The organism is Nocardia sp. NPDC051833, assembly GCF_040681225.1.
Lineage (GTDB): Bacteria > Actinomycetota > Actinomycetes > Mycobacteriales > Mycobacteriaceae > Nocardia.
Genome location: NZ_JBFAYK010000001.1, coordinates 2,588,782 through 2,612,282 on the forward strand (window position 1 = coordinate 2,588,782; position 23,501 = coordinate 2,612,282).

Below are 23,501 nucleotides of genomic sequence, written 5' to 3' on the forward strand. Positions count from 1 at the left end.
TGGCGGTCATGATCATCGTGAGCACCGACGGGTCCTGCCTGCGCAATCCCGGTGGTGCCATCGGCTGGGCCTGGGTGAACCACCAGGGCCCGGCGGACAGCGGGGGAGCGGCGACCGGCACCAACCAGATCGCCGAGCTCCGCGCCGTACTGGAAGCCATCCTCGCCCACCCCGGCGCCGAGCCGATGCTCATCGAGAGCGATTCGCTCTACGCCATCAAATGCGCCTCCGAGTGGATCACCGGCTGGCGGCGCAACGGCTGGCGCACCTCCACCGGTGGCGCGGTGAAGAACGTCGAGATCATCAAGCAGATCGATCGGGCCATCACGACCCGCGAGGGCCCGGTGCGTTTCCGCTGGGTCCGCGGGCACGTCGGTAACTATTTCAACGAACAGGCCGACACTCTGGCAGGCGCGGCCGCCCGCGAGGCCGCCGCCCGCCCGGCGCAAGTCGCCGAACCCACCAGACCGCGGACCACGGGGAAGCCGGTCGAGCCGGCGGCGCCGTCCGGGACACTCACCCTGTTCTGAGGCGCCGACGCGACCGGAGTTGGTCCGCACGAAAACGCCTCCGGCGGCAGAGTCGCTCTGCCGCCGGAGGCGTTCGGGATTACTCGTCGATCAGTTGCCCGGCGTCGGCGCGGGCGCCTGCGGGGTCGGCACGGTCTGGCCGGGGGCGCCGCCGCCGGGGACCTGGCTGCCGTTCTTGAGCAGCGGCGAGTCCAGCTTGCTGACCAGCCACTTGCCGTCGTCGGACTTCTCGAGGGTCATCTCGATGGCGAACATCATCCGGTCCGGTTCGGTCTGGGTGAAGTTGGTCCGGTACTGGGTCATGGTGACCATGGCCTTGACGTCCTCGGTGCTGCCCGAGATGTAGGCGCACTGCACGTCCTCGCCGCGGGACTTCACCTGGGCCTGGACCATCGCGCCCTTGAGCGCCTCGCTGGCGTCGCTGAATTCCTTCAGGTAGTCGCCGGTGGCCCCCGCCTTCATCGAGGCGATGTAGCCGTCGAGGTCCTTGGAGTAGTCGTAGTTGGCGAGGATGTTGCCGTAGTCGCAGGCCGCCTTCGTCGACTCCGCGATGGCGTCGAGCTTGTCGCCCTTGTCGCTGCTCTGCAGGAAGAACACCACGGCCGCGGTGGCCGCACCGAGAGCGACCACACCGGCCACACCGGCGGCGATCCAACCCGTCGAGCTCGATTTCCCGGCCGACGCGGGCGCCGGCGCCTGCGCTTCGGGCACGGTCGCCGCCTTCACCGTGGGGGCGTCCGTTTCGGGGGTGGCCGCGGCGCCCTTGACGGTCGCGTCGGCCTTGGCCAGATCGGGCTTATCCGCCGCGGCAGCTTCCTTCTTGCTCTCGGCGTCGTCGCTGGTCATCGAATCAATCCTGCTCTTTCCCGGCACACATATCGCACCGATATCCTTCGTGGGCCCGTGAGCCGGGCCACACGCTCTCCCCAGCGAGTATGCCCGGTCCGGTCCGCGAGGGACCGGGCCGGGCATCAACTCAGTTCACCGGGATGGGTGTCCGCTCGTTGGGATCGACACCGGGGGGCATCTGCGCGCCGTTGTTGGGCACGTTCGGACGCGGCGCGTTGGCCGACCCGCGGATCTGCTGATCGGCGGGCGGGTTCACGCAGTAGTTCCACTTCGGGATCGACCCGTCCTGGACTTCCTCGTTGCGGCGGTACTCGGTGGCGTAGTAGCACGTCGGCCGCGGCCAGATGTCGATGACGGTGTGGAACTCGCCGTCGTGGGCGGGCACCGCGATCGACTCCAGACCCAGCGCCAGCGACGGGAACAGCAGTCGCAGCGCGGGCTGACGCAGCTGCGCCGCCCTGGTGATGGCGACGAAGTTGGCCGCCAGACCGGTGATCGGGTCGGCCGTCTTGTCCAGCACCGCGCCGAGCGCCTCGAACTGCGCCGGCGCGTTGTCCAGCACGCTCTGCAGCTCGGCGTTGGCGTTGTTGAACTGGGTCAGCAGCGCGCCCGAGTTGCTGGTCAGGGTCTGCAGATCCGGCTGCGCGTGCGAGGTGGTCTCGGCGATCACCCGCAGGTTCGCGATGAGGTTCACCGTCTGCGGCAGCAGGTTGTCCAGACCCGCCACCACCAGGCTGACGCCGTTGATCAGGCCACGCAGCTGATCCGGGCCCGCGCCGAGCGCGGTGTCGAGCTCGGACAGGATCGTCTTGAACTGCTGCGGGTTGACCTGGGCGATCAGCGCGCTGGTGTCGTCGAGCACCGCCCACACCGGGGTGGGGGTCTTGATCTGCTCGGGGTTGTACTTGATCACCGCGCCGTCGCCGAGGAACGGGCCGACATCACTCTTCGGACGGAAGTCGATGTACTGCTCGCCCGCCGCCGACAGGGCCGCCACCTGGATCATGGTGTCGACCGGGATCTTGTAACTCTTGTCGATCTGCGCCTTGGCGGCGATCGACTGCCCCTGGTCGATCAGCTCGACCGAGGTGACCTTGCCGATCCGGTGCCCGCGCAGGGTCACGTCGTTGCCCGGCTGCAGACCACCCGACCGGTCCAGGTTGACCGTCACCGCGTACTCCGAGCGCAGCGGGTTCACCCGCATGACGTTGACCAGCAGGTAGGTGGCACCGACGATCAGCACCACGACCAGTGCGGCGTTGGCCAGCAGGATCTTGTTACCGAAGAACTTCTTCGCCTTGCTCATCGGTGGCCTCCCACTCGGCCCTGAACGATCTGCAGCACCTGGATGAAGGTGCCGACGAAGTCGTTCACGTCCTTCAGATCGGGGAACTTGCTGTTGGCCGGATCGGTGAGCAACCCGATGTCGAGGTTGGTCAGCGTCGCGTACGGCGCCAGCGACTTGCCCTGGAACGTGGCGTTCGCGCCGGGCCGGATCGCGTGCAGCTGATCCAGCACGTACCCGAAGTTGTCGCCGGAGGCCGCCAGCGCGGTCATCAGGTTGTCCAGGTTGGTGAGCAGCTCGGAGAGCTGATCGCCGGTGGTGTTGGAGTAGTCGCCGAGCGCGGCGCTGGCCGTGGCCACCTTGGTGAGCAGGTCACCGATCGCCTTGTTGTTCTCGGCGATGGCGCCGATGGCCTGCGGCAGGGTGTCGGCCACCTGACCCAGCTGGGTCTTGTTGTTCTCGATGGTGTTGGCGAGGGTGTTGAACTCGGTCAGCACCGTGTCGACCTTGGCGCTGTTGTTGTTCAATTCGCCGATGACACCGGTCATCTCGGTGATCAGGTGCGACAGGTTGCCGCCCTGCCCGTTGAGGATCGAGCCGAGTTCGGTGCCGAGCCGGCTGAGGCTGGCCACGCCGCCGCCGTTGAACAGCATCGACACCGAGATCAGCAGCTCTTCCACGGTGGCGCCCGCGGAGGTGTACTCGCGGGTGAGCGTGGCGCCGTCCTGCAGCGGCGCGCCCGTGGGAGCGCCGTTCTTCGGCTTGGACAGCGCGATGAAGACGTCACCGAGCGGAGTCGCCTGACGCAGCTCGGCCGTGCTGCCCTGGGGCAGCACGATGTCCTTGCTGATCTGCATGTCGACCTTGGCCTGGAAGTTCTTGGTGGAGATGCCGGAGACCACCCCGACATCGGAACCACCGATCTTCACCTTCGCCTGATCGGGCAGGTTCAGCGCGTTGTCGAACTCCGCGTGGATCGTGTAGGTGTCGCCTTCGGCGCCCGGCTTGGGCAGCGGCAGATCCTCCACGGTGAATCCACACCCGGAGGTGATCGCCACGGTGGCCGTCGCGGCCGCGGCGACCAGCGCGCGGCGGGCTTTCATCGTCATACGTAGGGTCATTTCGTCAGTCCGAGCAGTGCGGCGGTGAGCCCGTAGTCGGGGCCGAAGTCCTGCATGTTCCCGGAGCGGCAGCCGTCGGACTTCATCTGGATCCGCTCACAGAAGACGCTGATCATCTCGCCGGAGAGGGCGGTACCGATCAGGCCGTGCAGGCGGACGAAGCGGCCTTCCTTGTTCATCGCGCCGTCGATGTTCTGCATCAGCAGCGGCACGATGTCGACGATCTCGACCATCGCGCCCGAGTTGGCGCGCAGCTGGTTGGTGACGTTGGTCAGACCGGTCAGCGAGGTCTCCAGCTCGTCGGCGTGCTCGCCGAACATCGTGGAGGTGTTGGCCAGGAACGCGTTCAGCTGATCCAGCGTGGCTTGCAGGCCGGGGGCCTGTTCGGCCAGCAGGCCCGACATGGCGGTGACCCGGTTGCTGAAGTCGCGCACCGACTGGTCGTTGTCGGCCAGCATCGTCGTCAGCTCGTTGAGCTTGATGATGATGTTGGAGATGGCGTCCTTGTTGTCGACACCGATCTTCAGCGCGCTCGACAGGGCGTCGAGGGTTTCGCGGATCTTCTGGCCGTTGCCGTTGAGCACCGGGTAGAGCACCCGGCCCGAGAGCGGGCCGAGTCCTTCCTGGCCCTCTTCCGGCTTGAGCGAGGCGGAGAACTGGTCGATGGTCTTGATCATCGTGTCCAGCTCGACCGGGGTCCTGGTGCGCGCCTTGGGCAGGTGCTCACCGGACTTCATCGACTCACCACCGGTGAAGGGCGGGGTGATCTCGATGTGGCGGTCGGTCACGATCGAGGGGGAGATGATCGCCGCGATCGCTTCCTTGGGGATCTTCACGCCGCCGTCGATGGTCATGTGGACCTCGACGTAGGTGCCCTTGGGGATGATCTTGTCGACCTTGCCGACCGCCAGGCCCAGGACCATGACGTCGTTGCCCTCGTACATGCCTGCGATGTTCTCGAAGTCGGCCGTGATCTTGGTCGACATGCCGAGCGCGTCGTTCACCTGATTGGGCAGCAGCGAGCAGCTGCCCAGGGTCAAGGCGGTGGCGCCGATCATGAGCGATCGGGCCAGCGTCTTGCCGCCGCGGAATCTCGAGGTCAGTTTCATCCTGCGCACCCCTGAATCACCTGAACGAAGCACAGCCAGTTGTCGGGGAACAGCCACGGCAGCGAGACGTCGCCGTAGTTGCCGTTGCCGAGCGCGTTGTTGAAGTAGCGCGCGGTCGGCTGCCCGATCTGCAGCAGCCGGTCGAGGTTGTCCTTGTTCTTCTGCAGACCCTCGGCCATGGTGTTGAGCTGACCGATGGTGCCGCCGAACTGGTTACCGTTCTCGGCGCCGATCTCCTCCAGCTGACGGGTCAGCGTGGCGATGTTGTCGAGCAGCTGCCGCAGCAGGTTCTGCCGCTCCATCACCCGGTTGGCGATGGCCTCGCCCTGGGTGATGACCAGCAGGATCGAGTTGCGGTTGTCGGCCAGCAGCTGGGTGACCCGGTTGAGGTCCTTCAGCAGGCTGTCGACCTCGCTCTTGCGCCGGTCGACGACCTTGGCCAGAGCGCCGACACTGTCGATCGCCTGGGCGACGAGCTGCGGCGAGTCACCGAGCTGGCTGTTGATCGTGTTGAGCGAGGCGGCCAGCTTCTTGGTGTCGAGTTCCTCGAACTTGGGCGTACCGACCTGCACGACATCGGCGATGTTGTACGGCACGTCGGTGTTGGAGCGCGGGATGGTCTTGTTCTTCAGACCCGACCCGTCGCCCGGCTGCAGGTCGACGTAGCGCGCGCCGAGCAGCGTGGCCATCTTGATCGCGGCGTGCGCGTCGGGGCCGAACTTCAGCGACTTGTCGACATCGAGGGTGATCACCACGTGATCGCCCTCGATCTTGGCGCCGGTGACCGTGCCGACCTGCACACCCGAGACCGCGACCTTGTCGCCGGTCTTGATGCCGGCGGCCTGCACGAACTCCGCTTCGATCGACTGCCTGCCGATCCCGATGAACTGGTAGACCGTCGAGCCGACCAGCAGCAGCACGATGACCAGCGAGCCGATCACACCGAGCCAGAAGTTGCGGTTGCCCAGGAAGGTCTTCTTGAGCTTGCTCATCTGCAGACCTCCGAGTGGGAGGTGCCACCGATCTGGCTGAACAGACCGCGCGGGAAGAGCACCCCGTAGAGCGAGACGTCGAGACTGCACAGGTAGGCGTTGGCGTGCGTGCCCTCGGAGGTCATCCGGCCCAGGTCGGCGAGCATCGACGGCATGTCGATCGCGGCCTGGTCGAGCTTGGCGCCGTTGGCCAGCAGCAGGTTCAGCGCCGCGGTGGTCGAGTTCTGCGCCGCCGACAGCTTCGGCTGGATCTTGCCGACCATGCCGACCAGCGAGGTCGTCGCGTCGGCCAGGGTGGCCGTGGACGCCTGCAGCGACTGACCCTGTTCGTAGAGCCCGCCGATCAGCGCCCGGGTCTGGGTCACCAGGGTCTCCAATTCATCCCCTCGCTTGGCCAACCCGGCCATCACGCCGGACAGGTTGGTGATCACGTCGGAGAGAATCGCGTCCCGACGCTGGAAATCCGTGGCCAGCTGCGCGGCCTGGACGATGAAGGACGACAGCGAGACACCGTCACCCTGCAGCGCCTGGATCAGCGTCTCCGACATGGCGTTGACCTCGGCCGGCTCCAGCGCCTGGAACAGCGGCTGGAAACCGTTGAGCAGCGCGGAGATGTCGAACGAGGGCTCGGTGCGGTCGATCGGGATGACCGAACCGCTCTTCAGCTCCTGCGGGCTCGGCGCCGAGCCCGGGGTCAGCGCGACGTAGCGCTGGCCGATCAGGTTCTGGTAGCGGACAAGGGCTTTGGTGTCGTCGAAGACCGTCTGGTCGCTCTGCACGATGAACGACACCTTGGCGTCGTTCTTGCCGTCGAGCTCGATCTTCTCGACCTTGCCGACGCGCACGCCCGCCATGCGGACGTCGTCGCCGGGGCGCAGGCCCAGGACATCGGTGAAGATCGCGGTGTACTTGCGGGTGTCTCCGTCGACCGTGCGGGCGAGCGTATTCCACACGACCACGATGACCAGCATGGAAACGATCGCGAAGATACTGAACCCGATCAGTGGCTTGCGGATGCTCATGCGCCACCCCCGTTTTCGGACACTTGCAGGGTTCCGCCCTTCAGAATCGGACCGAGCAGCAGGAATTCGGATGCCGTCGGCTTACGCCCCAGCAGTTGAGTCATCGCCGCTTCGCCCTGGTAGGAGATCGGCTTGGCGGCCGGGGCCACCGCCGGCTGCGGTGCGTCGGCCGGGGCAGCGGGACCGGCGGCGGGCGCGGGGGCGCCGCCACCGAGCAGACCCGGCAGGCCCGGGATCTGGATCGAGGGCACCAGGCCCTCGAGCGGCGTACCGGCGAACGGCTTGACCTCGGTGCCGTTGGCGGTCTGCATCGGCGCGAGGCCCGGCGTGGTGAGGCCAGGGATGGCGGGCATGCCGGGGATCGCGACCAGCGGCGGCAGGCCGGCGGCCGACGCCAGCGCCTTCGGGCGCACGCTCTCCGGCATCGGCGGGAGGCTGACCTCGGCGGGCGCGGTGAAGCAGCTCGGGCCGAGCAGCTCGCCGTAGCGTGGGCAGTTCGCGACGGTGTTCGGCTTGTACGGGGTGAAGGTGATGCCCGCGTTCCAGACCATCTGCTTGGACGGACCACCGTGCATGGTGGTGTTCAGCGCCGCCAGCGACGGACCGAAGACCTCGAAGGTCTTGGTGATCGAGCTCGGATCGGCGGCCAGCGCGCCCAGGGTCGCGTTCATCCCGACGGTGACTTCCTTGCCGACATCGGGGTTGGTCGCGAACAGGTCGTTCACCTGGTCGGTGGTGGCGCTCGCACCGGCCAGCAGCGCGATCAGCTGATCCCGCTTGGTGGCGATGGTGTTGGCGGTCTGCACCGAGCTGCCGAGCACGTCGAGCAGTTCGGGCGCCGACTGGTTGAGCGCGTGCGCCGAGGCCGCGAAGTTGTCGAGCATGCCGCCCAGGTTCGGGCCGGCGTCGGCGACGGTGGTGAGCCAGTGGTCGAGGCGCTGGATGGTGGAGCCGGGGACCCGGCCGCTGCCGTCGAGCGCCTGGGTCAGGGTGCCGAGCACCCGGCCCAGCTGCACCGGGTCGACCTCGTTGAGGATGTCGCGCACCGTGGTGAGCGTGTCCTGCAGCGCGATCGTGCCCTGGCTGGTGTCCTCGGGGATCTGCGAACCCTCGTGCAGGTACTGATCGGACGCGCCGTTGAAGACCAGCTCGACCGAGGTGACGGCGAACAGGTTGCTCGGCACGACGCGAGCGGTGACGTTGGACGGGATGTCGCCGGCGAACTCGGGCTTGAGCTCGATGTTCACCTTCTGGGTTGCGCCCTTGTCGGTGATCTCGACGTCCTTGACGGCGCCGACGAGCACGCCGCGGAACTTCACATCGGCGTCCGAGGGGAGGCCGTCACCGGTGGTCGTCAGGTTGGCGGCCACGTTGACCTTGGGCACGAAGTAGCCCTGGTACCTCGCCATCAGGAACCCGAGGATCACCGCGAAGACGATGACGCCACAGGTACCGGCGATGTACAGCTGTTTCATCGTGGGACCGCGCCCACTGGGATCGATGATCATCGCGCGCCTACCCCGAGATCCGGATTCCGGGGTTGACGCCCCAGATCGCCAAAGTCATGAACAGGTCGGCGAACACGACCAGGATGATGCACATCTTGATCGCGCGGCCGGCCGCGACGCCGACGCCCTCGGGACCACCCGAGGCGAAGAAGCCGTAGTAGCACTGGATGAACGTCGTGATCATGACGAACACGACCGCCTTGAGCAGCGAGTACAGCACGTCGGTCGGTACCAGGAATTGGTAGAAGTAGTGCGAGTAGGTACCGGCCGCGGTGCCACCTATCAGCTGGACCGTGATCGAGCAGGACACGTAGGCCATCACCAGGCCGATGCAGTACAGCGGCACGATCGCGATGACCGCGGCCATCATCCGGGTGCTGACCAGGTAGGGCAGCGGCCGGATGGCGATCGAGTCGAGCGCGTCGATCTCCTCGGAGATGCGCATGGCGCCGAGCTGGGCGGTGAATCGACAGCCCGCCTGTGCCGCGAACGCCAGCGCCGCCAGCAGCGGGCCGAGCTCGCGGGTGGTGGCGAAGGCCGAGATGGCACCGGTGATCGGGCTCAGGCCGAGTAGGTTCAGCGAGGTGTGACCCTGGATGGCGACCGTCATGCCGCCGAAGGCGCTGATGATCAGGATGACGCCGATGGTGCCACCACCGACGACGATGTTGCCGTTACCCCAGGTGACGTCGGAGAGCAGCCGCCAGACTTCCTTCGGGTACTGCTTGAAGGCCAGCGGAATCGAGCCGACGGAACGCAGGAAGAAGAAGACCTGGTGACCGAGCCGCGCGAGCAGATCGATGGGCGCCTTGCCGACCGCCTTGAGCTGGCGCAGCGGCCGCAGCAGCGGGGGTACATACGTTGATGACATGGCTCAGACCACCTGTGGGGGGAAGACTGCGGCGTAGATCTGGGTGATCGCCACGTTGACACCGAGCAGCATCACCATGGAGCTGACCACCGCCGAGTTCACCGCGTTGGCGACGCCACCCGGGCCGCCGCGGGCGTTCAGGCCGGAGTCGCAGGCGATGATCGCGGCGATGATGCCGAAGATCACCGACTTGAGCAGCGCCACCGCGAGGTCGCGGGTGACCGCGAACGAGGCGAAGGTGCTCATGTAGGAGCCGGGGGTACCCGCCTGGGCGAAGATGTTGAACATGTAGCCGGTGATGAAGCCGACGAAGACGACGAAGCCGCAGAGCAGGAAGCTGACGATCATCGCGGCGCCGAGCCGGGGGGCGACCAGCCTGCGCAGCGGATCGACGCCCATCACCTTCATGGCGTCGATCTCTTCACGGATGGTGCGCGAGCCGAGGTCGGCGCAGACCGCCGAGCCGACCGCGCCGGCGATCATGATCGAGGTGACCAGTGGCGCGCCCTGCTGGATGATGCCGAGGCCGTTCGCCGCGCCGATGAACGAGGTCGCGCCGACCTGACCGGCGACCGCGCCGACCTGGATGGAGACGATCACCGCGATCGGGATGGCCACGAGCAGGGTAGGCGCAGCGGCCACGTTGGCCATGAACGCGCATTGCCGGACGAACTCGTCGAAGGGGAAGCGGCGACGGAAGATCGCGACGATCAACTCCGTGATCGCTTCGAAACCCATCGTGATCTGTCGACCGAAGGTCTCGAGTGACTTCTTCGGATGGTCGTCCCAAAGGCCCTTGGTCCGGTCGACAGCTTCGCTGACTCGTGAACGGGCGGGTGGACTCTCGGTCGACTGCACTGCTTTTACCCCTCTCGACGCCAGGTCATCAACACCCCGACGACTTGTTTGCTTGACGCACCTTACTACGGAGTAGCGCAGAACACACCACCGACATGTGAGCGCTGTCATAGACAGAGGTCACTGTCCAGAACAGCTATGAGTCCTGCCATGTCGGACCATACAGCCCACAATTGTGGCGGTATCGGCGATTGCGTCGGATGTCGTTTTCCCCCTGGATTCCCAGCACTGGCGGCTGCGCCGAATAAATATTGCGGAAAACTGTCATTCATAACGAACCCCCCGACCGAATACTCCGGTAGATCACAGACCGATGGCATAACTGGACAATTGATCATTCCATTGATAGATATCAGCTATCGCCAAGAAGTGCGGCGTGGGCGGGGCGCGCCCGGGACGGAATACAGGCACGATAGGCAGAGCGAATTGATATCGTGCGGGCTTCCGACGTCTGGAGGGACATGTTCACCACACTCGCCAAGGTGGCCAACGCCGCCTTCGCCGTCGCCCTCGGTGCAGCACTGCTCGGCACCGGCGCGGGCGCTTCGCAGGCTCAACCCGGCCCACCGGTGATCGGCGGCGGCTCCGGAATCGTCATCGACAGCATGTTCGAGTGCACCGTCACCACGGTCGGCTACGACGGTGCGGGCAGACTCGTCGGACTGACCGCCGGCCACTGCGGCGACGCGGGCGCGAGCGTCACCGCCGAGGTGGACCGTGGCTATGGCGAGATCGGCCGGTTCGCCTACAGCAACTCCGAACTCGACTACGCGATCATCGAGTTCACGCCGGGGCGGATCATCCCGGTCAACCGGATCGGCAACGTCACCATCACCGGCATCGGCGGGCCCGCCCAGTTCCCGACGATCGTCTGCAAGGAAGGCCGGACCACCGGCAACACCTGCGGCATCACCTGGGGTGACGTCTTCCAGACCAACACCGAGACCTGGGCCCAGATGTGTGTGATCGAAGGCGATTCCGGTGCGCCGGTGGTCGTCGGCTCGACCCTGGTCGGCATGGTGAACGCCTACCTGGCCGTGGCCTGCTTCGGTCCCGAGGTCGGCACGAACATGAGCGCGATCATGAACGACGTCAATGGCCGCGGCGGCGTCGGCGCGGGATTCCATCCCATCTAGCCCGCCTGTTCGGATCGCCGGAAGCACTGCGGGTCGCGTGGATTCACCTCCACGCGGCCCGCTTCATTTCTGTCCGAGGGGCGCCAGCGCCGGACCGTCGGCGCCCGCGCAGTGCGGCAGGCAATCGACCCGGTCGGGTTCCGGCGCGCGACGCGGGACCCGCAGCAGCACTCCCGCCACGACCGCCCCGACCAGCAGCAGCGCCGCGCACCAGCGCATCGCGGTGTCGAAGCCGGCGGCGAAGGCGACCGGATCGTCGAAAGCGCCGGCCAGGCCCGCCAGCCCGGGCAGCGCGGCGACGGCCAGCAGCTGCGCGGTCCTGGCGACGGCGTTGTTGACCCCGGAGGCGATGCCCGCGTCGGCGGTCGGCACCGCGGCCAGCACCGCGCCGGTCAGCGGCGCGACCATGATCGAGAGCCCGAGCCCGAAGATCAGCACGCCGGGCAGGACATCGGTGAGATAGTTCGCGTCGGCCCCGACCCGTTGCAGGGCGAAGACCCCGCCCGCGGCCAGCAGCGGACCCGCGGTCATCGGGATCCGTGGTCCGTGCCGTTGCGCCCAGCGCCCGGCCGGGGCCGACAGCACCAGCATGAGCACCGTCACCGGCAGACTCGCCGCGCCCGAGGCCATCGGCGAATATCCGGAGACCAGTTGCAGCTGCAGGACCAGCAGGAAGAAGACGCCGCCCAGCGCGGCGTAGACGAAGAACGTCACCAGATTCGCGACGGTGAACACGCGTGAGCCGAACAGCGAGGGCGGGACCAGCGGATTCGGGCTGCGCAGCTCGACGACGACGAACAGCGCCAGCGCGACCAGCCCCACCCCGATCAGCACCGGAAGCGCCTCGATCAGCCCGAGCGTGAGCGCCCCGAGCGCGATGGCGACGATCACCGCGCCCGGCACGTCGATCCGCGACGGCGCGTCCGGATCCCGGCTCTCCGGCACGAACCGGATCGCCACCACCGCCACGACCAGCGCCAGCGGCACATTGAGCAGGAAGATCGCGCGCCAGCCGACCAGATCGATGAGCCCGCCGCCGAGCAGCGGCCCGAACGCGCCCGCCACGCCGCCGAAACCGGACCACAGGCCGATCGCGCTGCCCTGATCCTCGTGATCGATCGACGCCGAGATCAGCGCGAGGCTGCCCGGGGTGAGCAGCGCGCCCGCCAGGCCCTGCAGCAATCGGGCCACGACCAGCAGCTCGATATTCATCGCGACCGCGCACAGCAGCGAGGTGACCGCGAATCCGGCCACCCCCCAGACGAACACGCGCTTGCGGCCGAGCCGGTCGCCCAGCGACCCGCCGAGCAGGATGAACGAGGCCAGGGTGAGCGTGTAGCCGTTGACCGTCCACTGCAGACCCGCGACATCGGTGTGCAGCGACTCGCCGATGCGCGGCAGCGCGACCGCGACCACGGTGGCGTCCAGCGACGCCATCGAGGAGCCCAGGATGGTGGCGAGCAGGATCCACCGCCCCGTGGCCGAATTCAGCCGAACCGTCTGGGTCGGGGGCACCTCACCAAACTAGCGCCTCGCGCCGGTCTTTCGCCGGGCTACAGGCTCTGGACGCAGACCACGACTTTGCGCTCGGGGTACTTGAAGCCCGAATCGGCGATATCGGGGCAGTCGTCGACGCTGTCGGTGCCGGTCTTGATCGTGATGACCTTGACCGCCTCGGACCCGGACTCGGTGCACTCGATGCGCTTGGGCTCGTCGCCGCCGACATCCATGCAGCCGCCGACGACCCAGTCGATATCCAGGCACAGCGCGCCGGTCTCGATGCCGTTGAGGGTCTCGGCGTAGAAGTTGTCGCGGTCGCTGACGCAGCCGGTGCTGTTCTTGGCCTTGCCGATGACCTTGTAGTTCGACGACCGGCTGCCGCACGACGCCTTGGCGATGGTGGCGTCGTTGACGGTGCCACCGAGCGCGACGCAATCGCCGACATTGGCCTGGAAGTCGGTGTTGCCGCCCCGGGTCGAGGTCTGCGCGGGTTTGCTCGTGGTCGGCTTGCCCGAGGGTTTGGTGGTGGGGCCGGCGCTGCTGGTCGCCGGGACGACATCGATCGCGGGCTGCGCGTGGCCGTCGATGGTGCCACCGCATCCACTCGCGACGAAGGCGGTCACCGTGATGGCGACCGCGCCGACGAGCCGGCCGATGGACAGGTCTGCAAACACCTACTGTGAATACACCACCGGAGCCACCGGCGTCGACTCCATCCCGATGGTCGGGGTGCTGGGTTACCCTTGGGATTCCGGCCCCCCGGCCGTACCTGCATCAGGAGGTGAACCCGATGGTGGCAGCAACGGCGGGAGATTTCGGCCCCCTGACCCGGCCCGGCGGCACGCCGATCGCGGCGCCGCGCCAAATGCTGGTCGATCCCCGGTTCATCCGGCTGGCCGACCATTTCTTCGGACTCTTCCCGCAGCCCAGCCGTGGCGGCGGCGCGCTGGCCATCTATCTGGACGGCAGGCCGGTCGTCGACATCTGGGCGGGCTGGGCGGCCAAGGATCAGCGCTGGAACGGCGAGAACGTCGCGCTCACCTTCTCCACCGGCAAGGGCGTCGCGGCCACGGTCGTGCACCGGCTGGCCGAGCGCGGCCTGATCGACTACGAGGCGCCGGTCGCGCGGTACTGGCCGGAGTTCGCCGCGCACGGCAAGCACGACATCACCGTGCGCGACGTGCTCTCGCACCGCGCCGGCCTGCACCGCGTGCGCGGGCTGGTGCCGGGCCGCGAGGGCATCCTCGACTACGACAAGGTGGTCACCGCGCTCGCGGAGAGCCCGGCCGACCCGCGCCGCATCCGCACCTCGGGCTATCACGCGATCACCTTCGGCTGGCTGGTCGCCGAGATCGTGCAGCGGGTGACCGGCGACCCGTTCACCACGGTGCTGGAGCGAGAAGTGGCGCAGCCGTTGGGAACCGACGAATTCTGGTTCCAGGTGCCCGCCGCGCAGCGGTACCGGATCGCCAAGATCTTCCCGCACCTGGCACCGCCGGGGATCCGGTGGAACACCGCGTCCTCGGTGCTGTCGTGGGTGCGGCCCGCGCGCGGACTGGCCGAGGCGGGCATGCCGGAGAGCTTCGACGAACTGGTCCGCGACCCCCGGGTGCACGACGCGGTGATGCCGGGCTGGAACGGCGTCTTCTCGGCCAGGGCGCTGGCCAGGCTGTACGGCGCCCTCGCCAACGGCGGTGTGGTGTACGCCGGCGACGCCGAGCACCGGCCCGCGCGTGGCGATGCGCCGGTGCGGTTCCTGCGTCCCGAAACGATCGAGGCCGCGAACGTGACCCAGCAGACCGACAGCCGCGACTACGTCCTCGGCCTGCCGCTGCGCTTCACCCTCGGCTATCACCGGCCGGTGCTGATGACCAAGCAGCAACCGCGACAGGCGTTCGGCCACTACGGAATCGGCGGTTCCGGCGCCTACGCCGACCCGGACCTGCGGATGTCGATCGCGTTCGTCACCAACCGGCTCGGCAACTCCTTCACCGCGCTCGGTGACGCGCGGCTGGCGAAGCTGTCGGCGATCGCCCAGGGCACGGTGCGCCGCCTGCGCGCCGAGCAGACCTAGGTGCCGGTTCGAACCGGCCGCGGGCGCGCGCCGTAGTAACGGGCATGACAGCGCTGAGCCCGGCACCCGCGACCCCACGCTGGTCGGTGCTGCACGGCGTGGCGGCGGGCCGCGATTTCGAGGGCTACCTGCGACGACGCGCGGCACACAGCGATCCGTTCGCGGTCGGCTTCCCCGGCTTCCCGCCGGTGCTGTTCACCGGAACGGCCGACGGCGCGCGCGAACTGTTCCGCGCGCCCGCCGCGCTGCTGACCCCGCCGCGGCCCAATCCGATCGAACCGATGGTCGGCGCCGCCTCGCTGATCCTCAGCTCCGGCGCGCGGCATCGCACCGATCGCGCGCTGCTGGCGCCCGCCCTGCACGGTCCGCGAGTGCGCGCGCTGGCCGGAGTGATCCGGGACGCGACGCTGCGCGAGATCGAGCACGGTTGCGGCACAGCGGGTTCCTGGCAGGTGGGCAGCCGGATCGACGCGCTCGACGCGGCACGGTCCATCACACTGCGGGTCATCCTGGCGGCCGTGTACGGACCCGAGGTCGATCGTGCGCCCGAATATGCCGGTGCCGTCACCGATTTCCTCGCCGCCTTCACCACGCCGCTGCTCGTCGCTCCCGTATTGCGCCGTGGCGTAGCCGGATTCGGGCCGTGGGAGCGTTTCGTCGCCGCTCGCGCCCGACTCGACCGGGTGATCCTGACCGATATCGCCCACCGTCGCCGCACCGGCCCCGGCTCGGGTGACCTGCTCGATCTGCTCCTGGCCACCCGCTACGACGACGGCAGCGCCCTCACCGACACCGAACTGTGCGAGCAGCTGCGGACGCTGCTCGTGGCCGGTCACGAGACGACGGCCACCACCCTGACCTGGGCGCTCTACCACCTGCACCGCGAGCCGGGTCTGCTCGACCGGCTCACCGCCGAACTGGCGACGGCCGGCGACGACCCCGCCGACCTCGCCGCGCTGCCGCTGCTCGGCGCGGTCTGTCAGGAGACGTTGCGCCTGCATCCGGCGGTTCCCATCGTGCTGCGCACGCTGACCGGACCGCTGCGCTGGCGCGGGGTCGACGTGGCGGCCGGACAGACGATCGGCCTCGCCGTCGGCGTCCTGCACAGCGACCCGTCGACGTGGCCCGCGCCCCGCCTGTTCCACCCCGACCGTTTCCTCGACCGCAAGTTCTCGCCGTTCGAGTACGCCCCGTTCGGCGGCGGACATCGCCGCTGCATCGGCGCCACGCTGGCCGAATACGAGCTCCGCATCGTGCTGGCAACCCTGTTGACCACGGTCGGCTTGGCCCTTGACCCCGCGCTGGCCCTGGGCGCCCGCCCCCGGACCGTGCCCCGGAATCTGGCCACCGCGCCGGATCGGCCGATCCGGTTCACCCGTGAACGGTAGTGAACCAGCTCATATCCCGTCACAGCGATGCCTCCTGCCTCGTCCAAGGTGTGTCCACCGCAATCGACGAGGAGTCGAGTCATGCAGTACAGCACCGTTTTCCCCCGGATCGCACTGGTCGTCGCGGTCCTGTTCGGCACCATCGGCGTGGTCGCCGGGCCCGCGGCCGCCGCGCCGGAGGCACGGTTTCCGGGCGGGCTCGCGTCGAACTACGTGGAGACCGACCTGGCGACGTTCCACTACGTCCGCGCGGGGTCGGGGACCCCGGTCGTCCTGATCGCCGGCGGCGGCCTGTGGGGCTACTCCTGGCGCGACGTGCTGCCCGCGCTGGCGGCCGAGCACACCGTCTACGCGGTGGATCTGCCCAGCCAGGGCTACACCGAACCGCGCCGCGCCGACTTCGCCTACGACCTGCCCGCGATGTCGGCGGCGATCGCGAGTTTCCTCGACGCCGTCGGCCTCGCCCGTACCGCGCTGGTCGGGCATTCGTGGGGTGGCGCCTGGAGCATGTACTTCGCCCAGGAGCACCCGGACCGGGTGGCGCGGCTGGTCCTGCTCGACGCACCGGGACTGAATGCCGAGAAGGCACCGGTCACGCCGCTGTTCACCACTCCGCTGCTCGGTGAGCTCGCCACCGAGCTCACCACGCGGTCGTTCTACGCCGAGAACATCCGCGCCACCTTCGCCCATCCACAGCTGGTCACCGACGAGATCGTCGACGCGTACTACCTCCCGTTCGCGCGACCGGCGAGCCGGGCCGGGTTCCTCGCGCTGTGGCGCAATCTCGACTACCGCGTCACCGATGCCGGGCTGCACCGGATCACCGCACCGACCCTGGTGCTGTGGGGTGGCGCCGACACCTGGCTCCCCGCCACCCAGGCCGGCGCGCTCGCCGCGCGGATCCCGGACGCGACCGCGCACGTCCTGCCCAGCTGCGGGCACGCCCTGCACGAGGATTGCCCGGCGCAAGCCGTGCCGCCGCTGAGCGACTTCCTCCGGTAGCGGCCCGCGATTCTCATATCAAAATCAAAATCGGGCGAAATTAGATTTTGAGACAGCGGTACACGGTCGCCCTGGATACTCCGAATCTGGTGGCGATCTCCGGCACCGCCAGCCCGTCCGCGTGCAGGGCCTTCGCCTGCTCGACGAGGTCGGCGGAGAGCTTGGCGGGGCGGCCACCGTTCCGGCCGCGGGCGGGTCCGCGCGGCCGGTCGGCGGCGGGCCCGCCCAGCAGCGCACGGGCACCGTCGAGGATCAGCGGACGCAGCGTCTCCGCGGGCAGATCACGGAACAGCAGGACCGGATCGGCGAGTCCCGCGACCGCCTGCGACGCGCGGACCCGCTCCTCGATATCGGCCGACGGCCCCGCGACCAGCTCGTTGGCCAGCGCGATGGCGGTCCGGAACCGATCGGCGATCGGCGCCTGGACCAGCAGGGTCATGTCCTTGACGAGCATGGTCAGGGTGTGGCGGTGGCGCAGATGCACGTCCACGTAGCCCTCGATGGCCCGCCACCGCACGCGCTCGGGGTCGCCACAGGTCTCGGCCGCGGCCAGCACCGCTTCCAGTTCGTCCAGCAGCGGCACCGTCAGCTGCCGCAGGATCGCGTCCTTGGCGTCGAAGTGGTAGTAGAGCGCGGCCTTGGTGATCCCGACCTCGTCGGCGATGGCCTGCATGGAGGTGGCCCGGTAGCCGCGCGCCGAGAACAGCTCGCCCGCCGCGTCCAGAATTCGCTGCGATGTCGTCAAAGTTACTTACCTATGGTCAGTAGACGGGGTAGATTGCCAACCACGGGTCAGTCTATTGCCACGGGGATGGTCACCATGGGAACCGAAATATCGTTCGACGTCGACGGCACCCGGTGCGCGGGTCGCCTGTATCCGCCCGCCGGCACGGACCGGGTTGCCTGCGTGGTGCTGTGCCACGGCTTCAGCGGCACCATGGACCGGCTGTTCGACTACGCCGAACGCTTCGCCGCCGCGGGGTTCGCGGCGCTGGTCTTCGACTATCGCGGTTTCGGCGCCAGTGCGGGCGAGCCGCGCCAGGTCCCCACCATCGACGGCCAGCTCGACGACCTGCGCGGCGCCGTCGCCTTCGCCCGCGCACACGCCCGCGTCGACCCCGATCGCGTTGCACTGTGGGGTAATTCGCTCGGCGGCGCGCACGCGGTGACGGTGGCCGCCGGTGATCCACGGATCGCGGCGGTGGTCGCCCAGATCCCGTTCAACGGATTCCCGAAGAAGGTCGAGGGCAGGTCCACCGCCGAGAGCCTGCGGCTCCTCGCGGCGATCGTCCGCGATGCCCTGCACGGCGCGCTCGGCCTGCGGCCGTACTACATCCCGATGGTCGGCGCGCCCGGCACGGTCGCCGTCACCACGACCGACGAGGCCGAACAGCACATCCGCACGCTCACCGGCGGCGAGGACACGCTGTGGCGAAACAGCATCGCGCCCAGAGCCCTGCTGACGATGCTGACCCGCTATCGCCCGGCCGAGTCCGCGGCGCTCGTGCGCTGCCGCCTGCTGGTCTGCGCCGCCGCCGACGACCGGGAGACCCCACCGGAAACCAGCCGCGCGCTGGCCGACCGCGCGCCCCTGGGTGAGCTTCGGGTCTACCCGGGCACCCATTTCAGCTTCTACACCGACCCGATGCTCCGCGACCGCGTCGTCGGCGAGCAGATCGAGTTCCTCCGTTCCGCGGTCACGCACCCCACCCGGAACTCCGGGGTGTGAGCGCCGATCGACGCGAGCCAGTTCACAAGTGACCAGTGATTTCGATCACTCGGGGTTTGAGGCTCACAACCTTGTGTTTCACCGGTCGCCGACATCACCGTCGCCGACTCGCCGCCGTGAGCGCGGCGTTTGACGAAAGCCGGTGTATAACAGCGCGTTATGTGACCTGGGACACAGAGTTGCCGGTCCGTTATCGCCGGGAAACGCGGCTGGCACGTTGTCACCCCGGGCGGGTAGGAATGGACGGTCAGGGTCGGGGCGTCGTTACCCCGTGGAGACCCGTTGCGGACTCCGCGTCAATCACGAAGATCTCGCGCCGCCGCAGGCGGAACGAGAGATGGAATGGACGAGAAACCTATGCACTACGAGGCAAATATGCGGCAATCGCGCTGGCTGCGCCGGGGCCTGCTGCTGTCGGCGGCAGTCGCGGCGGCGGGCGCTTTGATCGTCATGCCCGCGCAGGCCCAGCCGACCCTCCCGGGCTCCGGTTCCAGCCAGCCAGCGGTGAACGAGCCGGCGCCGCAGGCGCCGTTCGCCCCGCCGAACATCAACATCGCCGACGGCGAGACTGTCGGCGTCGCGCAGCCGATCATCATCAGCTTCAAGGAGCCGGTCGGCGACCGCGCCGCCGCCGAGAAGGCCATCAAGGTCACCTCGAGCCAGGCCGCGCCCGGCCACTTCTACTGGACCGGCGACAAGCAGGTGCGCTGGAAGCCGAACGAGTTCTGGCCGGCCAACACCGACGTCACCGTCGTGGCAGGCGGCACCACCAGCTCGTTCCGCATCGGTGACGCCTTCATCGCCAGCGTCGACGACAACACCAAGATGATCACCGTGACGGTGAACGGTGAGGTCGTCAAGGAGATGCCGACCTCGCTGGGCAAGAAGGGCTACGAGACCCCGAACGGCACCTACATCGTGGGCGAGCGGTTCGAGAAGATGACCATGGACTCGTCGACCTACGGCGTGCCGGTCACCGACCCCGAGGGCTACAAGCTCGAGGTGGAGTACGCGACCCGCATCTCCAACAGCGGCATCTTCGTGCACGCCGCGCCGTGGTCGGTCGGCCAGCAGGGCTACTCCAACGCCAGTCACGGCTGCCTGAACGTGAGCACCGAGAACGCCAAGTGGTTCCTGGAGAACTCGCGCCGGGGCGACGCCGTCGTCGTCACCAACACCCAGGGCGGCACCCTGAGTTCCGGTGACGGACTGGGCGACTGGAACTGATTCGCTGAACAAAAGCCGAACAATACGATCAATCGCGGTCGTGTTGTTCGGCTTTTTGCTGTACTCGCCCTTGTGCGCCCGATGTTCAGAGCTACGGCGGCCAGGGTTAACCGGCAGTTCGCCATGCGCCGTAAAACTGCCGCGGTGCGAAGCAGTCCAGAGCGGGTCCTCCCCGCACCACGAGGCCGCGGGCTGAAAAGCCGCCCGTGGCAGGACTATGCGCTGTTCCTGGTCCTGGTCGTGCCGAACCTGGTGCTGCTGACGCTGTTCGTTTACCGGCCGCTGGCCGACAACATCCGGCTGTCGTTCACCGACTGGAACATCGCGGATCCTGTTGCCACTCCGATCGGTTTCGACAACTACGTCGAGTGGTGGGGGCGCGAGGACTCCTGGAAGGTCGTCTCCAACACGGTGATCTTCACCGTCGCCGCGGTCGTCGTGAGTATGGCGCTGGGGCTGGCGCTGGCCCTGTTACTCGACCGAAAACTGTTCGGACGCAATGTTGTTCGCTCGGCGATTTTCGCACCGTTCGTGATCTCGGGCGCGGCGATCGGCGTGGCTTTCCAATTCATCTTCGATCCGAGTTTCGGTCTGGTACAGGATGTTCTGCACCGCGTCGGCGTCGACCGTGTTCCGGATTTCTATCAGGACCCGCACTGGGCCCTGTTCATGGTGACGATCACTTACATCTGGAAGAACCTCGGCTATACCTTCGTCATCTATCTGGCCGCCCTGCAGGGCGTGCGCGCGGAGTTGATGGAAGCCGCCGAAATGGATGGCGCGAGCCGCTGGACGACTTTCACCAAAGTGCTTATGCCCCAGCTCCGTCCGACGACTTTCTTCCTTTCGATCACCGTTCTGCTCAACTCGCTGCAAGTCTTCGACATCATCAATGTGATGACCCGTGGCGGGCCACTCGGTAACGGCACGACGACCATGGTCTTCCAGGTGTACGAGGAGTCGTTCCGCAATTTCCGGGCCGGCTACGGCGCCACCGTCGCGACCATCATGTTCGTGGTGCTGCTGGTGGTCACGCTGATCCAGGTGCGCGTGATGGATCGAGGCGAACGGTGAAACACGTAGGACCGCAGACACTCTCGTACCGACGCCGCGAACGCGCCGTCACCGTGCTCGGCTACGCCGCGATGGTGTGCGTGCTGATCCTGGTCGGCGTTCCGCTGTTCTGGATCCTGATCACCTCGTTGAAGGACCGCGCCGACATCTACACCCAGCCCGCGGTGTACTGGCCGCACAGCTGGCACCCGGAGAACTACGGCGAGGCCACCACGACGGTGCCGTTCTGGACCTTCCTGCGCAACTCGCTGATCGTCACCGGTGTGGTGTCGGCGGTGAAGTTCGCGCTCGGCGTGTTCAGCGCGTACGGCCTGGTGTTCCTGCGCTTTCCCGGTAAGAACATCGTGTTCCTGGTGATCATCGCGGCGCTCATGGTGCCCAACCAGATCACCGTCATCTCCAACTACGCGCTGATCGCGCAACTGGGCTGGCGCAACACCTTCCAGGGCATCATCATCCCGCTCTGCGGCGTCGCCTTCGGCACCTTCCTGATGCGCAACCACTTCCTGTCGCTGCCCGGTGAGGTCATCGAGGCGGCCCGGATGGACGGCGCGAACTGGTGGCGGCTGCTGACCAGGGTGGTGCTGCCGATGTCGGGACCGACCATGGTGGCGTTCGCGGTGGTCACGCTGGTCAACGAGTGGAACGAATACCTCTGGCCGTTCCTGATGGCCGACTCCGCCGAGGTCGCCACGCTGCCGGTGGGGCTGACCCTGCTGCAGAACACCGAGAACCCGTCGGTCACCAACTGGGGGCCGGTGATGGCGGGCACCGTGTTGACGATGCTGCCGATCCTCATCGTGTTCCTCGCCCTGCAACGTCACATGATCAAAGGCCTCACCTCCGGTGCGGTCAAGGGTTGATTCTCGAACAGGAGATCCACGTGTCCAGTCAACGATTCCCGGCGCTGAGCCGCCGCGGCTTCCTCGGCCTCACCGGCGCGGCTGCCGCGGGTCTGGCGCTCACCGCCTGCGCGGGCACCGGCGGCGGATCCGGTGACGGCGGCGACGCCAAGACCATCACCTTCTGGTCCAACCACCCCGGCACCTCCAAGGAGCTGGAGCTGGAACTGATCAACCGGTTCCAGGCCAAGTACCCGGAGCTGACGGTCAACCTGGTCGACGCGGGCAAGAACTACGAGGAGGTGGCGCAGAAGTTCAACGCCGCGCTCACCGGTGGTGACCTGCCCGACGTGGTCGTGCTCTCCGACGTCTGGTGGTTCAACTACGCGCTGACCAAGGCGATCGAGCCGCTGGACAGCCACTTCGGCGCCGCGGGCGTGCAGCTGAGCGACTACGTCGACTCGCTCGCCGCCGACTACCTGTTCGACGGCAAGCACTACGCGCTGCCGTACGCCCGCTCGACGCCGCTGTTCTACTACAACAAGGACGTGTGGGCGAAGGCCGGCCTGCCCGACCGCGGCCCGAACTCCTGGCAGGAGTTCGACGAGTGGGGCCCCAAGCTCCAGTCGGTCGTCGGCGCCGACAAGTTCGCGCACGCCTGGGGCGACGCCAAGAACTACCTCGGCTGGACCTTCCAGGGCCCGAACTGGACCTTCGGCGGCGCGTACTCCGATCAGTGGAAGCTGAAGTTCACCGACCCGGGCTCCATCGCCGCGGCCACCTACCTGCGTGACTCGATCAATGTGAAGAAGTACGCCGCGATCCGCCCGCAGATCGCCGTCGACTTCGGCACCGGCGTCGCCGCCTCGACGATCGCCTCCACCGGTGACCTCAAGGGCATCAAGAAGAACGCCGACGGCAAGTTCGAGTTCGGTACCGCCTTCCTGCCGCACCCGAACGGTCCCGGCGTCACCACCGGTGGTGCCGGCCTGGCGATTCCGTCGCGGATCTCGGACGCGCGCAAGGCCAACGCCCTGAAGTTCATCGAGTTCATCACCAACGCGGCCAACACCGCGTACTTCACCCAGAACACCGGGTACATGCCGGTGCGCAAGTCGGCGGTGACCGACCCGTCCGAGGTGGACTTCCTGGCGAAGAACCCGAACTCGAAGGTCGCCATCGACCAGCTCTCGGTGGCCAAGTCACAGGACTACGCCCGCGTGTTCGTGCCCGGCGCCGACCAGATCATCGGCACCGGCTACGAGCAGATCGGCCTGCAGAACGCCGATCCCGCGACCGTTCTCGCGAAGGTCGCCGCCGACGTGCAGGCGATCATCGACCGGCAGATCACGCCCAAGCTGCCGAAGTAGTCACCCCCGCGGGC

Annotated in this window: 22 protein-coding genes; 10 read left to right on the top strand and 12 right to left on the bottom strand. The window is 67.7% G+C overall.

Annotated features, from left to right (window positions below; all coding sequences use genetic code 11):
• Positions 1-8: 8 nt before the first annotated feature.
• Positions 9-530 (top strand): ribonuclease H, encoded by a 522-nt coding sequence (locus AB0L91_RS11705; protein WP_355275260.1) that lies wholly within the window; start codon positions 9-11, stop codon positions 528-530.
• 90 nt (positions 531-620) lie between these two features.
• Here AB0L91_RS11705 and AB0L91_RS11710 read toward each other — a convergent pair whose 3' ends face one another.
• From AB0L91_RS11710 to AB0L91_RS11750, 9 genes are all read right to left on the bottom strand, one after another.
• Positions 621-1,376: a hypothetical protein gene (locus AB0L91_RS11710; RefSeq protein WP_357341921.1), complete on the bottom strand. Its 756-nt coding sequence runs from the start codon at positions 1,374-1,376 to the stop codon at positions 621-623.
• A gap of 130 nt (positions 1,377-1,506) precedes the next feature.
• On the bottom strand, positions 1,507-2,685 hold the full coding sequence (locus tag AB0L91_RS11715) for an MlaD family protein (RefSeq protein ID WP_355275263.1): 1,179 nt from the start codon (positions 2,683-2,685) through the stop codon (positions 1,507-1,509).
• Positions 2,682-3,773 (bottom strand): MCE family protein, encoded by a 1,092-nt coding sequence (locus tag AB0L91_RS11720; RefSeq protein ID WP_365009258.1) that lies wholly within the window; start codon positions 3,771-3,773, stop codon positions 2,682-2,684. The genes AB0L91_RS11715 and AB0L91_RS11720 overlap by 4 nt, the downstream gene beginning before the upstream one ends.
• Before the next feature lie 8 nt (positions 3,774-3,781).
• Complete coding sequence (locus AB0L91_RS11725) at positions 3,782-4,894, bottom strand: MlaD family protein (protein ID WP_365009260.1); 1,113 nt, start codon at positions 4,892-4,894, stop codon at positions 3,782-3,784.
• The gene (locus tag AB0L91_RS11730; protein ID WP_365009262.1) at positions 4,891-5,886 is read right to left on the bottom strand and encodes an MCE family protein; all 996 of its coding nucleotides are present in this window, start codon (positions 5,884-5,886) and stop codon (positions 4,891-4,893) included. Before AB0L91_RS11730 ends, AB0L91_RS11725 begins: the two co-directional genes overlap by 4 nt.
• A complete protein-coding gene (locus tag AB0L91_RS11735) occupies positions 5,883-6,908 on the bottom strand; it encodes an MCE family protein (protein ID WP_355275271.1) in 1,026 nt (341 codons plus the stop codon). Before AB0L91_RS11735 ends, AB0L91_RS11730 begins: the two co-directional genes overlap by 4 nt.
• Entirely contained in the window at positions 6,905-8,383 is a 1,479-nt protein-coding gene (locus AB0L91_RS11740; protein ID WP_365009265.1) for an MCE family protein, read from the bottom strand. Before AB0L91_RS11740 ends, AB0L91_RS11735 begins: the two co-directional genes overlap by 4 nt.
• A 40-nt stretch (positions 8,384-8,423) precedes the next feature.
• Positions 8,424-9,287: an ABC transporter permease gene (locus tag AB0L91_RS11745; protein ID WP_355275275.1), complete on the bottom strand. Its 864-nt coding sequence runs from the start codon at positions 9,285-9,287 to the stop codon at positions 8,424-8,426.
• Between the two features lie 3 nt (positions 9,288-9,290).
• Entirely contained in the window at positions 9,291-10,145 is an 855-nt protein-coding gene (locus tag AB0L91_RS11750) for an ABC transporter permease (protein WP_355275277.1), read from the bottom strand.
• Between the two features lie 461 nt (positions 10,146-10,606).
• Here AB0L91_RS11750 and AB0L91_RS11755 point away from each other — a divergent pair, with 461 nt between their 5' ends.
• Entirely contained in the window at positions 10,607-11,281 is a 675-nt protein-coding gene (locus tag AB0L91_RS11755; RefSeq protein WP_355275279.1) for a serine protease, read from the top strand.
• Positions 11,282-11,344: 63 nt separating this feature from the next.
• Here the strand turns inward: AB0L91_RS11755 and AB0L91_RS11760 are convergent, their stop codons facing one another.
• Both AB0L91_RS11760 and AB0L91_RS11765 read right to left on the bottom strand, forming a co-directional pair.
• Entirely contained in the window at positions 11,345-12,796 is a 1,452-nt protein-coding gene (locus tag AB0L91_RS11760) for an MFS transporter (RefSeq protein WP_365009268.1), read from the bottom strand.
• A 38-nt stretch (positions 12,797-12,834) separates the two neighbouring features.
• Positions 12,835-13,455, bottom strand: a complete 621-nt coding sequence (locus AB0L91_RS11765; RefSeq protein ID WP_365009271.1) for a hypothetical protein — start codon at positions 13,453-13,455, stop codon at positions 12,835-12,837.
• 191 nt (positions 13,456-13,646) lie between these two features.
• Between AB0L91_RS11765 and AB0L91_RS11770 the strand changes: the two genes are divergently transcribed.
• From AB0L91_RS11770 to AB0L91_RS11780, 3 genes are all read left to right on the top strand, one after another.
• A complete protein-coding gene (locus AB0L91_RS11770; protein WP_365011263.1) occupies positions 13,647-14,855 on the top strand; it encodes a serine hydrolase domain-containing protein in 1,209 nt (402 codons plus the stop codon).
• Positions 14,856-14,899: 44 nt separating this feature from the next.
• Positions 14,900-16,243 (top strand): cytochrome P450, encoded by a 1,344-nt coding sequence (locus AB0L91_RS11775; protein ID WP_365009273.1) that lies wholly within the window; start codon positions 14,900-14,902, stop codon positions 16,241-16,243.
• An 81-nt stretch (positions 16,244-16,324) separates the two neighbouring features.
• Complete coding sequence (locus AB0L91_RS11780) at positions 16,325-17,245, top strand: alpha/beta fold hydrolase (protein WP_365009276.1); 921 nt, start codon at positions 16,325-16,327, stop codon at positions 17,243-17,245.
• Positions 17,246-17,285: 40 nt separating this feature from the next.
• Here the strand turns inward: AB0L91_RS11780 and AB0L91_RS11785 are convergent, their stop codons facing one another.
• Positions 17,286-17,990 carry a TetR family transcriptional regulator gene (locus tag AB0L91_RS11785; RefSeq protein WP_365009279.1) on the bottom strand — a complete coding sequence of 235 codons (705 nt, stop codon included), beginning with the start codon at positions 17,988-17,990 and terminating at the stop codon, positions 17,286-17,288.
• 75 nt (positions 17,991-18,065) lie between these two features.
• On the opposite strand from AB0L91_RS11785, the gene AB0L91_RS11790 reads away from it, so the two are divergent.
• From AB0L91_RS11790 to AB0L91_RS11810, 5 genes are all read left to right on the top strand, one after another.
• Complete coding sequence (locus AB0L91_RS11790) at positions 18,066-18,974, top strand: alpha/beta fold hydrolase (protein WP_365009282.1); 909 nt, start codon at positions 18,066-18,068, stop codon at positions 18,972-18,974.
• Positions 18,975-19,349: 375 nt separating this feature from the next.
• Positions 19,350-20,201 (top strand): L,D-transpeptidase, encoded by an 852-nt coding sequence (locus AB0L91_RS11795; protein WP_365011265.1) that lies wholly within the window; start codon positions 19,350-19,352, stop codon positions 20,199-20,201.
• 144 nt (positions 20,202-20,345) lie between these two features.
• On the top strand, positions 20,346-21,275 hold the full coding sequence (locus AB0L91_RS11800; RefSeq protein ID WP_357344135.1) for a sugar ABC transporter permease: 930 nt from the start codon (positions 20,346-20,348) through the stop codon (positions 21,273-21,275).
• Between the two features lie 71 nt (positions 21,276-21,346).
• Positions 21,347-22,138 carry a carbohydrate ABC transporter permease gene (locus AB0L91_RS11805; protein WP_355275449.1) on the top strand — a complete coding sequence of 264 codons (792 nt, stop codon included), beginning with the start codon at positions 21,347-21,349 and terminating at the stop codon, positions 22,136-22,138.
• Between the two features lie 20 nt (positions 22,139-22,158).
• The gene (locus AB0L91_RS11810) at positions 22,159-23,487 is read left to right on the top strand and encodes an ABC transporter substrate-binding protein (protein WP_357341905.1); all 1,329 of its coding nucleotides are present in this window, start codon (positions 22,159-22,161) and stop codon (positions 23,485-23,487) included.
• Positions 23,488-23,501: the final 14 nt, after the last annotated feature.